Raw genomic sequence first — 13529 nt, 5'->3', positions numbered from 1 at the left:
TTTTTTGAAAAGTTTAGGGGCTTTCGGGATGAAGCTGAATTTGCTGAACGAGATAGCTGCCGCGCCGGTAGACGGGCGCCGGGGCCATTGGAACCCGGAGGTATCTCAGGGGCTGCGAGCGCCGGGGGAGGCAATTCGTGTCCGGCCCCAAGACAACACCACGGCTCGACAAAATGACTTCGCTCCGCGAGGTCTTTCGACGACATGCGCCGGTTCGAAGTCTCTGCGGGAGGGGCTTCACGTGCTCGCAGGTCCGGCCGACGATGCCACCGGGGTTAATCGCTTCGGTCAGCCGCAGCCTTCCTCTCCTGGATGTATTGGAGCTCCTTCTTGCCGACCTCGCTGTCCGGATCGAGCTTGAGCGAGTCGCGATACGCCTGCGCCGCGCCATCCAGATCGCCGGCCTCGACCAGCGCGTAGCCGATGCCGCGCAGGATCAACGCGCGGGTCTGCGCCGAAGCCGAATACCGCTGCGCCAAGGCCTGGGCCTTGCGATACAGCGCCAATGCGCCCGGCCAGTCGCCTTGGTGGCCGGTCAGATATGCGCGTTCGGCCAGGACATCGGCCCAATGCGGCGCGATCGCCTCGGCGCGGTCGAGCAAGGCCCGCGCGCGTTCGGGCTCGTTCGTATCGATCGCCAGGAACGCCGCCTGCTTGTAGGTCAACGGACAAGCCCAATCGACGAAGGTCACCGTCGTCCCGGGCGGCGCCCGATCGCGCAGTTCGCGCTCTTCGGCCTTGTCGGCGACGCTGTAGAAAATCTCCGTCTCGGTGTTGCGCTTGCCGTCGCAGTACAACATCCCGGGCTGCAGCACGTTCCAGGCCGCGCTGGGCCGTCCCTCGCGGACGTAGGCGGAGGCCTGATCGACGCCGCGGCGATACTCGCTGCCCGGGTATTCGTCGGCCTTGTACGCCAGGTCGGTCACGATCTGCGTGACCTCCGCGGCCGGCAGCACCGGCGCTACGGCCGACAGCGCGAACAGCAAGCTCATTCGAGTCAGCATGGTTCCTCCTTGAAACCCGTCGATGCGGCCGATGCATGCGGCCGAAGTCGATCGTAGTGCGGCGCGCGGCAGCATTCCACCGATGCGCGCGCCTACCGTCGCGACAGCGAACGGCGTACGGCCACGCCGCGCAAACCGCCGCACACGCCGCCTAGACCGGCCGCTCGTATAGTGCCGCGATCGCAGCCTTCGATGGAGCCATCGCATGTGGGATCCCGGCAAATATCTCGACTTCGCCGACCTGCGTGGCCGGCCGTTCTTCGATCTGACCGCGCGCATCGGCATCCAACGTCCGCGCCGCGTGGTCGATCTGGGCTGCGGCCCCGGCAATCTGACGCTCGCGCTGGCGCAGCGCTGGCCCGAGGCGCGACTGGAAGCCAGCGACAACTCGCCGGAGATGGTCGAGGCCGCGCGCAAGGCCGGGATCGCCGCGGAGTTGATCGACGTGCGCGAGTGGACGCCCAAGGTCGATACCGACGTGGTGATCTCCAACGCGGTGCTGCAGTGGGTGCCCGAGCACCGGCAATTGCTGGAACGCTGGGTGCGCGAGTTGCCGCCGGGCGCGTGGATCGCGATCCAGGTGCCGGGCAATTTCGATGCGCCCTCGCATGTGCTCACGCGCGAACTCGCCGCGAGCGCGGCATGGGCCGAGCGACTGCGCGAGGTCGGGCTGCGCGAAGACGACGCGGTCGATTCGCCCAAGCAGTACGCCGAGCGTCTGGCCTCGCTGGGTTGCATGGTCGATGCCTGGGAAACCAGCTACGTGCAGCGCCTGTCGGGCGATAACGCGGTGCTGGAATGGATCACCGGCACCGCGCTGCGGCCGGTCAAGGCGGCGCTGGATGCGGCCGGTTGGCAGCGCTTTCGCGCCGAACTGGCGCCGATGCTGGACCGCGCCTATCCGCCGCGCGGCGACGGCACGACGTGGTTCGAATTCCGCCGCATCTTCGTGGTGGCGCGCACGCCGGGCGGCGAGCGCTGATCCGGCTGTCGCCGCGCGCGGCGACGCCGTCCGTTTTGACCGCCGCGTTGCCGTGAAAGTCGCGCCGCCGCGTCCCTGCGGCGACACGTCAGGCAATCAAAGCGCGCTGCCGCCGAACTTGTGCGTGTATTGCACGAACACCTGGCGGCCGACGGTGTCGAACCAGGACACGTCGTAATACGGGTAGCTGCTGTAGCTGGCGTCTTTCGGCGGCAGCTTGTCGAACAGGTTGGTCACCGATAGCGCCAGCTGGGCGTGATCGGTGAAGCGGTACTGCAGCGACAGGTTGTAGCGGTAGGTCGCGCCGACCCACGGGCTGCCGCCGTCGGCCGGGTCGTAGCTTTCCTGGTAGGAGTCGTAGTTGGGCAACTTGCCCAGGCGCTCGCCGTGCAAGGTCGCGGTCCAGCGGTCCTTGTCCCAGCTCACGCTGGCGCTGGCCTTGTTGCGCGGAATGTCGAAGCCGCTGTTGACCGCGAACTGATCCTCGACCCGGTCGCCGGCGTACTGCTGGCTTTCGTGTTCGCGCACCCAGCTGTAGTTGCCGTTGAAGCGGAACGTGCCGATCGAGGTTTCCAGGCGGTAACGCGCGTTGAAATCCACGCCGTTGGTGCGCTCGCGGGCGATGTTGATCGGATTGACGAAGGCGCTGTAGAGGCTGCCGTCGTCGCTGCGGCCCACGCGCGCCAACGCATCGATACAGGTCGGCGAATTCGCCTCCACCGCGCTGCCGTCCGGGCGCTGGCCGAGGCGGCAGCTGGCTTCGTCCTGCAAGATGCCGTCGATGCGAAGGTCCTGCACCTGGTCGCGCAAGTCGATGTTGAAGTAGTCGAGCGAGAAATCCAGATTGGCCAGCGGCGACCAGACCAGGCCCGCGGTCCAGGCGGTGCTGGTCTCCGGATCGAGCTTGCGGTTGCCGCGCCGGGTCACCACCACGTTTTCGTCCGAGAACGAGCAATCGCTCAACTCGGTGCCCGGCTCCTCGCTGCGACAGCGGTAGTAGTCCACGCCGGAGGATTCCGAATTGCCTTCGCCGGCATACAGGTAATGCAGATCCGGCGCGCGGAACGCGGTGCCGTAGGAACCGCGCAGCAGCAAGGACTCGACCGGGCGCCATTCCAGGCCGGCGCTGTAGGTGAATTTGTCGATGCTGTGGCCGCTGTAGCGGTATTGGTCGTAACGGCCGGCGAGGCTGAAATTCAGGCTGTCGAGCAAAGGCAGGCGCAATTCGCCGGCCGCCGCCCAGCGATCGCGGCTGCCGTGGCCGTCGGCGTCGCGCCAGCTGTAGTAGTAGTACTGCGTGGCCAGCGGATCGGGCCGCAGGTTGTAGCTCTGGTTGCCGACTTCCAGGGTGCCGGCGAAACCGGCGGCGCCGGCCGGCAGGGTGAACAGCTCGGTGTTGGTGAAGGTCAGCGACAGCGCGTCGGTGCGCGACTTGGGCCGGTAGGTGGTGCGCGCGGCGATCGAGTCGTACTCGGCGCGGGTCAACGGGCGATACAGGCGCTCGGGATCGGCATTGAAGATCGCAAAGCCGTCGTCGTCGGTGCCCAGCTGCGGGCCCAGAAACAAATCGTTGGCCTTGGACGCGACGATCTGCGGCCAGCTGATGGTGGATTGATACTGCGAATGGCTCAGCGCGGTTTCCCAATCCCAATGCTCGCCCCAGCGGCCCTTGAAGCCGGTGGTCAGGCTGAAGGTCTTCTGCCGGTTGCGGATGGTGCCGGCGCTCAGGCCGCCCATTTCCTCCGGGGAAAACTGGCGCTGCCAGTACTCGACCTGATCGGTGGCCTGGTTGAAGAAATAGCCTTGTTCGTTGCCATCGGGCGCCTGGTAGCTCCAGTTGCTGACGTCGCGGAACATCGACAGCTTGTGATAGCCCAGCTGCACATCGGCGAACCATTCGGTGTCGTTGTCGAAGCGATAGCTCAGCGATGCGTAGGCGTTCACGCCCTCGCGCTCGCTGATCATGGTGCCGTAGCCGATCGCTTCTTCGCTGCCGCAATAGAAACCGTCCTCGCCGTCGGCGCCCCAGCCCGGACGCGAAGCGCGATGGGTGGTGCCGCCGTTGAGCCGCGCCAGCCCATCGCAGGCAGCGCCGGGGTCGAGGTATTCGTCGTCCCAGTTGGTACGCAGGAACGCGCGCCGCGCCGCGCGCGCGGAATCGGTGGGCGCATCGCGCGTCGAGTCCTGGCGCGCGCGCTCGTAGGCCCACAGCGGATTCTGCGATTGCAGCTCGAAGCCGTAGATCGCGCTGAAACGATCGCGGCTGTAACCGCTGGACACGCTGAGGTTGAACGACTCGCCGCCGCCGCGGGTGGTCTCGCCCATGCGCATATCCACCGTGGTGCCGTCGGCCTGCTTCTTGAGGATGAAGTTGACCACGCCGGAGATCGCGTCGGAGCCATAGATCGCCGACGCGCTGCCGGTCAGGATTTCGATCCGATCGACCATGCCCAGCGGGATATTGGAGATGTCGGTGAAATTGCTGCGGCCCTTGAACGGCATCGGAAAGTCGGCGATGCGGCGGCCGTTGACCAGCACCAGGGTGTGGTTGGGCCCCAGCCCGCGCAGATCGACCTGCTGCGCGCCGGGCGAGAAGTCGGCGCCGCTGGCCGACTGCTGGCTCTGGGTCTCGCCGCCGTTCTGGGTCATCGCGCGCAGCACGTCGGGCACGGTGGTGAAGCCGTTGGCCTTGATCTCCTGCGCGGTCATCACCGTGACCGGCGCCGGGCCTTCGATCTGCGCGCGCGGAATGCGCGAACCGGTGACCTGGATGCTTTCCAGCTCGGTCATCACCGGCATGTCCGCGGCCGCGCCGTCGGGCGTGCGCGGCGTGTTGCGCGGCCGCGGCGGCGCGGCGGGAGCGGCGCTCTTGACGATCACCATCGCCCCGGACGCATCGCGGCGCGCGGCGTAGCCGCTGCCGCGCAGCAGACGGTCGAGCGCGTCGGCCGGCGCCATGCTGCCGTGCACGCCCTGGGTGCGCAGGCCCTTGAGCTGATCGGCCGAGTAGACGAACTGCACGCCCGATTGCCGCGCCAGCGCATCCAGCGCGGTCACCAGATCGCCGGCGGGAATGTTCACCGCCACACCTTGCGCCTGCGCGGACAGGGCGGCGCTACACGCCAGACTCAACAGCAGCACACGAAGACGACCCACCATCGGCTTTCCCCTCCCCAGTCGGCGCTGACCGCGCCCTTGTTATCAGACGAACGAACTCGGCAAATCCCGCACGCGCGCCGGGCAAAGCCGCCGCGCGCGGCGCGCAGTCTGCCTATCGGGATGCGCGTGCGACAGCGCGCACTGGCGCGACTGAGAACCGGCGCGGATAAATACCGCGCGCGGCGCTCAACGGCTGTGCAGCACGATCCGGTCGTGCAAGCGCTCGGCCCGCACCGGCATCGCCTGTTCCAGCAGGCCGACGAAGACCTCGGCATTGGACCAGCGGAAATTGCCGCCCACGCGCAACTCGCCGGCGGCGGCGTCGCCGATCACCAGCTTGCGCGCGTTGTAGCGGTTGAACTCGGCCGCGGCCGCGGCCAGCGGCGTGTCGCGGAACACCAGATAGCCGTTGCGCCAATCCACCACGCGCTCGGCCTCATCGACCGACACGCTGCGCACCAGCACGCCGTTGGGACCGGCCAGGGCGATGCTGCCGGCCGGCAACAGCGTGGTCGGCTGGCGATGGCCGTCGATGGGTTCCGATTCCAGGCGCACCGTGCCCTCGGTCACCACCACGCGCAGATCGCCGCCGTCGCGGCGCACGGAGAAATGCGTGCCCACCGCGACCACGCGGCGGCCGCCGGCTTCGACCGCGAACGGCCGGCCCGGATCTTTCGCGACATCGAAGAAGGCTTCGCCCTGCCGCAGCTCGACCCGGCGCTGCGCGCGCGACAAGGCGACCTCGATGCGGCTGTCGCTGCTGAGCGTGGCGCGCGAGCCGTCGGCCAGCGGCACGGTCGTCAGATCGCCGATGGCGGTGCGATACGAGGCCTGCTCGACCTTGCCGTAAAGCGACCAGCCCCAAAACATCGACAAGGCGACCGCGCCCACCGCAGCGGCCGCGGCCAAACGCGCGCCGTAGCGGCGAGGCGCGCGCGGACGCGGCGCGAACACCAGCGCATCCGCGCGCGCCGGCGATCCCGCCGCCGCGGGTTGAGCGGCGTCGGTATCGCCATCGTCGGCACCGGCCGCGGGTTCGGCGCGCGCCGCGAACGGCGGCGCCGTCCACGCGCCGCGCTCGGGCATCTGCCCCGGTTCGGTTCCCGCCGCCAGCGCCTTGAGCCGGCCACCCTCGCTCCAGGCCGCGCTCAGGCGCAGGAACGCGACCCGGTGCGCGGTCGATTCCGCCAGCCAGGCATCGAGTTGCGCTTGCGCCTGCGCCGACCAATCGCCGCTGTCGCGGCGGGCGAGCCAATCGGCGGCCGCCTGTTCAATCTGTCTGCTTCCTGCCATGTCCGCGATTCCTGTCGTCCGGCGGTTGCCGCGTGTTGTCCTGCCGAACCTGCTGCGCGGCCGCGCGCGGCGATGCCGGCGGCCGCGCTTCGTCCCGCTTCAAGCGCCCCGTCCCCGCGCCCTCGCCTGCCTCGATCGCGCTCGCCGGCGCCATGTCGGCCAGGGCCTGCGCACCGCCGTAGTAGTGCTCGGCGAGCAGGCGCATGCCCTTGGCGATCTGTTTCTCCACGGTCTTCTCGGTAATGCCCATGCGCAGCGCCACCTGTTTCTGCGGCAATTCCTCCACCCGCCGCAGCCACACCACCTGCCGGCAACGTTCGGGCAGGCGGTCGAAGGCTTCCGCCAGGCGCCGCAGGTTCTGCCGCGCGCCGTGCCGGCGTTCGGGAGAGACCTCATCTACCAAGACGTTCAAGGACTCGAAATCACCCACCGGCTCGATCGACACCACCCGCCCGCGGCGCAAGCGGTCGGTCATCAGGTGCCGCGCGGTCGCGAACAGAAACGATTTGGGCTGGCGCGGGCGGGATTTTCCCGCGGCCTCGTAGACCCGCACATAGACTTCCTGGCGCAGGTCGTGGACCTCGTCGCCCTGCGACCACCAGCGCCGCAGGTAATGCACCAGCGCCTCTTCGTGCACGAGGATTTCGCTGGTGAACCAGGCGTCGAGGGCGGTGTCCATGCGCCGACCTTAGCCCAGCGCCGGGGCCGCCGTCATGCCCGCGCGCCGCTCACGGCCGATGCGCGAGCGTCGTGGGGGATCGTTGCGCCCTGCTTCGTCATGGCTAACGATCCGTCCGGAGACTGAGCATGCAGGGTTCGTCGAGGTGGTGTGGGGGCGCGATGGCGCTGATGCTGGCGTGGCTGTGCGCGAGCGGCAGCGCTGCGGCGCAGGTGCCAGCGACGGCGCCCGCGAGCGCGGTGCCCGCCGACGACGCGCAGCGCGATGGCTACCGCTACTACCAGATCGGCGACCTCGCCGCGCCGCGGCCGGCGCCGACGCGCGCCGGGATGATGCTGGTCGGCGGCGGCGATTGGCCGCGCGAGGCCTTCGCCTGGATGATCGAGCGCGCCGGTCACGGCCGCATCGTGATCCTGCGCGCGTCCGGCGCGGCCGAAGCGCAGAACGAATTCTTCCGCGACCTCGGCGGCATCACCGCCGCGCAGACCCTGGTGTTCGAAAATCGCCGCGCCGCCAGCGATCCGCGCGTGCTCGAAATCGTGCGCGGCGCCGACGGCATCTTCATCGCCGGCGGCGATCAATCGCGCTATGTGCGCTACTGGAAAGGCACGCCGCTGGCGCGCGCGCTCGACGCCCACGTGCGCGCGGGCAAGCCGATCGGCGGCACCAGCGCCGGGCTGGCGATCCTGGGCGCCTACGCCTACGGCGCCATGGACGGCGGCAGTCTGGTTTCGCAGACGGCATTGAACGATCCCACCGGGCCGAAGCTGACCTTGGTCGACGATTTCCTGCACCTGCCGTATCTGCAGCGGGTCATCACCGACAGCCACTTCGGCAAGCGCGACCGCCTGGGCCGGCTGATCGCCTTCCTCGCGCGGCTGTCGCAGGATCATCGCCGCAGCGACCTTGTCGGCCTGGGCATCGACGAATACACCGCGCTGTGCATCGACGCGCAGGGCGAAGGCCGCGTGTTCAGCGGCAACGGCGGCAAAGTCTGGCTGGTGCGGCCGAGCCTGCGCGCCGATGTCTACGCGCAGGGCGAGCCGCTGAGCCTGCGCGCGGTGCCGGTGATCGGCGTCGGCGCGGACAGCACATTGCGCATGCGCGACTTCAAGGTCGAACGACCGGCGTTCTCGGAGCTTTATGATGTCGAATCCGGGCAACTGATCCGCCGCGAGCCGACCGCCTGAGCGCGCCGGCCCCGACTGCCCGTCCCGCCCCTGGAGCCGAAAGATGAAGAACCTGTCGCGCCGCCGCTGCTCGAATCGTTTGCTGGGATCGGTCGCATTGTCGGTCGCGTTGTCGCTGGCGATGGCGCCGGCCGCGCTGGCCGCGCAACCGGTGCTGGTGATCCACGGCGGCGCCGGAGTCGAACGCGCCGGCCTGAGCGAGCAGGACGAAAAAGACGCGCGCGCCGCGCTGGAGCAGGCGCTGCGCGCCGGCCATGCGCAGCTGGCCGCCGGCAAGCCGGCGCTGGACGCGGTCACCGCCGCCATCACCGTGCTGGAGGACGCGCCGCAGTTCAACGCCGGCCGCGGCGCGGTGTTCACCCACGACGGCAAGAACGAACTCGACGCGGCGGTGATGGACGGCGCCAGTCTGCGCGCCGGCGCGATCGCCGGCGTGCATCGGGTCAAGAACCCGATCCTGCTCGCGCGCACGGTGATGGAGAAATCCAGGCACGTGATGATGACCGGCGACGGCGCCGAGGCCTTCGCGAAGGAAAACGGCGCGACCCTGGTGGAGCCTTCGTACTTCCGCACCGACAAGCGCTGGCAGCAGCTGCAGAAGGCGCTGAAGGAAGAAGCCTCCGGCCAGGCTCACGAAGACATCGAAACGGCGAAGCATTTCGGCACCGTCGGCGCGGTCGCGCTGGACACGCAAGGCCGTCTAGCCGCGGGCACGTCCACCGGCGGCATGACCAACAAGCGCTACGGCCGTGTCGGCGACGCGCCGATCATCGGCGCCGGCACCTACGCCAACGCGCGCTGCGCGGTCTCGGGCACCGGCTGGGGCGAGTACTACATCCGCGCGGTGGCCGCGCACGAGATCTGCGCGCGCGTGCAGTACGCCGGGCAAAGCATCCGCCAAGCCTCCGAAGGCGTGATCAACACCGACATCCCCAAGGCCGGCGGCGACGGCGGTGCGATCGCGCTCGGCAGCGACGGCAGCTTCGCGCTACCGTTCAACACCGAGGGCATGTACCGCGGCTGGATCGGCGAGGACGGCGTGCCGCATGTGGCGTTGTTCAAGGATGAGAAGCTGGCCGAGCCGGGCGCTAAGGCTCGCTGACACACTACTCGGAAACATCTATTGGAGCCCCTCTCCCGCTCGCCACCCAAGGTGACTTCCTTCGGGGCGCGGGAGAGGGGTTGGGGTGAGGGCCCGGCCGGCGGCAGAACTTCAAGCAACAGCATTCGCGCCTGCGGCGCTCATCCCCTCACCCCAGCCCTCTCCCGCGCCCCGAAGGAAGTCACCTTGGATGGCAAGCGGGAGAGGCAGAGGAAGTTGATCAAGATCTTTTGACGACTCGGGATTTCTTCGCCAATCGCGCCAGCACCGCCGCGCTGCGCAGTTCGCGCAGCGCGTCCTTTCCGACCCAACGCGGCGCGGCGTCTTTCGAGTCCGCCAACCGCGTCGCCACCGCGACCGCGGCGCCATGCAGGGCGAGGTTGCGCTTGCCGATCGAGCGCAGCGCCCAGTTGATCGCCTTCTTGACGAAATTGCGTTCGTCGCCGGCATGCGCTTCGATCAGTTCCAGGCCGCGCAGGAACAGCGCGTCCTCGGCCGCCTTGTCGTGCACGGTCTTGCTGGCCAGCATCGCGAACGCCGCGCGGCGCACGTATTCGTCGCGACACGGCGCCCATTGCTCGATCTTGCGCCAGGCCAGCGGGCTGCGGTCGAACAAGGCGAAGCAGATCGTGTCGCAGACCGCCCAGTTGTCGAAGTCGCGGCTCCACGCGTCCATCTGAGCGGCGGTGACCTGCGCGGGATCGTCGAGGTAGGACGCGAGCAGCCGCGCTTCGTACCAGCCGCTTTTCCACAGCGCGGCGGCGAGTTCGTGGTCGCGGCCCAAACGCTTGGCGATGGCCTGGATCGATCCCATGGGCACGCCGAAGGCGCGGTCGGTTGGAATGGCGTAACGCGCCAAGCCATCGCGATAGGTTTGGCTGGAGGAGGTTCTGAGTTGATGCAGGGCATCGTCGAGACGGTGCGCGAGCGGCGGCGCGGACGCGGCCGGGCGCGGGGCGGCCTTCTTCGCCGGCGCTTTCTTCGCCACGGCTTTCTTCGCGGACGCCTTCTTTACAGGCGCCTGCCTGGACGCGGCTTTCTTCGCCGCGATTTTTGCGATGGTCTGGCTGCTGGTGGTTCGGGCCATGTCGCGACACCGTCGAAGGAGTGGAAACGAAAAACGGACCGCGACGCCAATGTAACCATCGGCGCCGCGGCCCGCCATGTCCCTTTATCGGCGTTTCGGCCGGTCAACCGGCCGCCGCGACGATCAGCTCGCGCCGGCGTCCGGCTTGGCCGGCGCCGGCTTGATCAGGCTGAGCGCCACCGAGCTGCCGATGATCGCCGCCACGCCCAGCAACGAGACCAGGATCGGCACCTTGTAGATATCGATCAGCAGCATCTTCGTACCGATGAACACCAGCACCAGGGCCAGACCGTACGGCAACAGGTGGAAACGGTCCGCCATGCCCTGCAACAGGAAGAACATCGCGCGCAGACCCAGGACGGCGAACACGTTCGAGGTCAGGACGATGAACGGATCGCTGGTGATGGCGAAGATCGCCGGGATCGAATCCACCGCGAAGATCACGTCGGTGACGCCGATCAGCACGATCACCGCGAACAACGGCGTGAACCAGCGCTTGCCTTCGCGCATGATCGACAGCTTGCTGTCGTGATAGTCGTCGGTCAGGCGCAGATGCCCGCGCATCCATTTGAGCACCGGATTGCGGTCCAGGTCCGGCGCCTTGCCGGCGGCGAGCAGCATCTTGATGCCGGTGATGACCAGGAACGCGCCGAACACATAGAGAATCCAGTGGAACTTGGCCAGTAGCAGGGCGCCGGCGAAGATCAGGATCGCGCGCAGCACGATCGCGCCGAGCACGCCGATCACCAGCACGCGCTGGCGCTGTTCCTCGGGCACGGCGAAGTACGAGAACAGCATCAGGAACACGAAGATGTTGTCGATCGCGAGCGACTTTTCGACCAAGTACCCGGTTAAAAATTCAAGCCCGACCCGGTTGCCTACTTCAGCGCCAACTTGCTGGCTCACGTACCACCACAAGCCCGCATTGAACACCAGCGCCAGCGCGATCCACCCCACGCTCCACCAAGCCGCTTCCTTGAAAGTCACCTTGTGCGGCCCGCCGTGGCGCATCAGCACCAGATCGACGAGCAGCGCGACCACGACGAAGGCGGCGAACGCGCCCCATAGCATCGGACTACCGATGGTTTCCATTTGAATCTCCCGGATAAAAAAACGCCTCATGGCCGCGGGCCACGAAGCGTCATCCGGTGGAGATCGGGGACGTGCCTTCGCCGCTTGCGGCGAAGGTCTTGCTCGCATCCGGCCGACGCGTGGCCGGGGGTCGGATGCCTGTCGCACCGGGGTCGTGGACCCGTAATGACGATACGACAGTTGGGAGCTACTCCCCTTCTGGGTGCAACCATAGCACGCGGGAGGCTGAATTGCAGTTCAGAATCACGGACTTAGCGCGACGAGGTCTCTGCAGGAGGGGCTTCAGCCCCGATGCTTTCCGTTCCGATCGTCGCGCCTGATCGGAAGGCATCGGGGCTGAAGCCCCTCCCACAAAAGACTTCGCAAATCCGATCACGCCGGACGGCTGCGATACAAAGCCACCGAACTCAGCGCCGGGGTCGCATAGGCGAACTCGACTTCCAGGCGCAGCCGCTGCGCGCGCACCGGGTCGAAGCGCTCCAGGCGCTTGCAGCCCACGGTCGTGCCCCAGGCGAAGGTCCGCCAGCGCCCGTCGCGCCAGGCGTCGAAGCGGTGATTGGCGATGTGCTGTCCGTGCTCGATCGCCTCGGTCAGGCACAGCGTGTCGAACTCGATCGGCCGGTCGAACTCGAACTCGATCCAACCCGCGCGCGCCGGCGCCGCCGGCATCCAGAATCGCTGCGGATCGCCGTCGAACACGTGCGCGGGCGGATGCGCATCGGCGCTGGAACTGGCGCGCACGCGCGCACCGGCGAGCAGATTGCCGCCGGCGAAGATCGCTTCGCGTTTGCGCGCGAACTGCGCCAGGTTCGCCACGTCGGTGTCGTGGAAGCGGCCGGCGCGGGTCGGCGGCACGTTCAGCAGCAGCTTGCTGTTGCGGCCGACCGAGCTGAAATACAGATCGATCAGACCATCGGCGCTGCGCACCTTGGCGTCTTCGGCCGCGTGCCAGAACCAGCCCGGACGGATCGACACATCGGTTTCGCCCGGCCGCCACACCGCGCCCTGCGGATCGCCCTGCTGCAAGGCTTCGCCGACCCAGGGCCGGTCGAAACCGGCGTGCGGCACGCGCGCGGGATCGACCATCGACCAACAGGTGCTGCCGGCCACGCCACGCTCATTGCCGATCCAACGCAGGTCCGGCCCGGCGTCGGAAAAGATCATCGCCTGCGGCTGCAGTTCGCGCACGGTGCGATGGATGCGCGGCCAGTCGTAGGCCTGGCGCTTGCCGTTGGGGCCTTCGCCGTTGGCGCCGTCGAACCAGACTTCGACCACCGGCCCGTAGTTGCTCAGCAGTTCGGTGAGCTGCGCGATGTAGAAATCGTCGTAGGCCTTGCCGCTGCCGTAGCGCGGCTCGTGCCGGTCCCAGGGCGAGAGATAGAACCCCACACCGAGGTTTTCCGCGCGGCAGGCCTCGACGAACTCGCGCACGACATCGCCCTGGCCGCCGCGCCACGGGCTGCTGCCCACGCTGTGCCTGGTGGTCGCGGTGGGCCACAGGCAGAAGCCGTCGTGATGCTTGGCGGTCAGGATCAGGCTGCGGAAACCGCCGGCCTTGGCCGCGCGCGCCCACTGCCGCGCGTCGAGGTCGGAAGGATCGAACACCCGCGGATCTTCCGTGCCTTCGCCCCATTCGCGATCGGTGAAGGTGTTGACGGTGAAGTGCACGAACATCGCCAGTTCTTCGCGCTGCCAGGTCAGTTGCTGCGGGCTCGGCCGCGGCCGCGATGGCGCCGTGTCGGCATCATTGCGCGCATGCGGCGCCGGAGCGCCGGCCAGCGCGTCGGCCAAAGGCGCCGCGCCCAGCGCGGCGACGGTTGAGGTGGTCACGAGAAAGCGGCGACGATCCATGAAGTTCCTGCGGTCGGGGGACACGGCGATGATGCTCGAAGTCTAGTGCGGATCGGCGCGCGGTTCGCCATCCGCGCAACGATGGCAGCA

Annotated in this window: 10 protein-coding genes; 3 read left to right on the top strand and 7 right to left on the bottom strand. The window is 68.2% G+C overall.

The annotated features are described in order from the left end of the window. Window positions 1-275: 275 nt before the first annotated feature. Window positions 276-1004 (bottom strand): tetratricopeptide repeat protein, encoded by a 729-nt coding sequence (locus tag LG3211_RS01215; protein ID WP_148648692.1) that lies wholly within the window; start codon window positions 1002-1004, stop codon window positions 276-278. A gap of 205 nt (window positions 1005-1209) precedes the next feature. Here LG3211_RS01215 and LG3211_RS01210 point away from each other — a divergent pair, with 205 nt between their 5' ends. Beyond that, the gene (locus tag LG3211_RS01210) at window positions 1210-1986 is read left to right on the top strand and encodes a trans-aconitate 2-methyltransferase (protein ID WP_057941246.1); all 777 of its coding nucleotides are present in this window, start codon (window positions 1210-1212) and stop codon (window positions 1984-1986) included. Window positions 1987-2082: 96 nt separating this feature from the next. Here LG3211_RS01210 and LG3211_RS01205 read toward each other — a convergent pair whose 3' ends face one another. The 3 genes from LG3211_RS01205 to LG3211_RS01195 all read right to left on the bottom strand — a co-directional run bounded on the left by LG3211_RS01205 (window position 2083) and on the right by LG3211_RS01195 (window position 7117). Beyond that, on the bottom strand, window positions 2083-5145 hold the full coding sequence (locus tag LG3211_RS01205) for a TonB-dependent receptor (RefSeq protein WP_057941245.1): 3063 nt from the start codon (window positions 5143-5145) through the stop codon (window positions 2083-2085). Window positions 5146-5331: 186 nt separating this feature from the next. Further along, a complete protein-coding gene (locus tag LG3211_RS01200; RefSeq protein ID WP_057941244.1) occupies window positions 5332-6438 on the bottom strand; it encodes a FecR family protein in 1107 nt (368 codons plus the stop codon). Further along, a complete protein-coding gene (locus tag LG3211_RS01195; protein ID WP_083512218.1) occupies window positions 6416-7117 on the bottom strand; it encodes an RNA polymerase sigma factor in 702 nt (233 codons plus the stop codon). Before LG3211_RS01195 ends, LG3211_RS01200 begins: the two co-directional genes overlap by 23 nt. Before the next feature lie 128 nt (window positions 7118-7245). On the opposite strand from LG3211_RS01195, the gene LG3211_RS01190 reads away from it, so the two are divergent. Further along, window positions 7246-8307, top strand: coding sequence for a cyanophycinase (locus LG3211_RS01190; RefSeq protein ID WP_237049810.1), 1062 nt, complete (start codon window positions 7246-7248; stop codon window positions 8305-8307). Window positions 8308-8428: 121 nt separating this feature from the next. Then, complete coding sequence (locus LG3211_RS01185; RefSeq protein ID WP_425479989.1) at window positions 8429-9409, top strand: isoaspartyl peptidase/L-asparaginase family protein; 981 nt, start codon at window positions 8429-8431, stop codon at window positions 9407-9409. Window positions 9410-9629: 220 nt separating this feature from the next. Here the strand turns inward: LG3211_RS01185 and LG3211_RS01180 are convergent, their stop codons facing one another. The 3 genes from LG3211_RS01180 to LG3211_RS01170 all read right to left on the bottom strand — a co-directional run bounded on the left by LG3211_RS01180 (window position 9630) and on the right by LG3211_RS01170 (window position 13439). Next, window positions 9630-10496, bottom strand: a complete 867-nt coding sequence (locus LG3211_RS01180; RefSeq protein ID WP_083512217.1) for a DNA alkylation repair protein — start codon at window positions 10494-10496, stop codon at window positions 9630-9632. A 123-nt stretch (window positions 10497-10619) separates the two neighbouring features. Continuing rightward, complete coding sequence (locus LG3211_RS01175) at window positions 10620-11588, bottom strand: TerC family protein (protein WP_057941242.1); 969 nt, start codon at window positions 11586-11588, stop codon at window positions 10620-10622. A gap of 372 nt (window positions 11589-11960) precedes the next feature. Beyond that, window positions 11961-13439 (bottom strand): alpha-L-fucosidase, encoded by a 1479-nt coding sequence (locus tag LG3211_RS01170; RefSeq protein WP_083512216.1) that lies wholly within the window; start codon window positions 13437-13439, stop codon window positions 11961-11963. Window positions 13440-13529: the final 90 nt, after the last annotated feature.

It is taken from the genome of Lysobacter gummosus (genome assembly GCF_001442805.1).
Taxonomy (GTDB): Bacteria; Pseudomonadota; Gammaproteobacteria; order Xanthomonadales; family Xanthomonadaceae; genus Lysobacter; species Lysobacter gummosus.
Note: the sequence above shows the minus strand (reverse complement) of the source record. Positions and strands in the feature narration are given on the sequence as shown.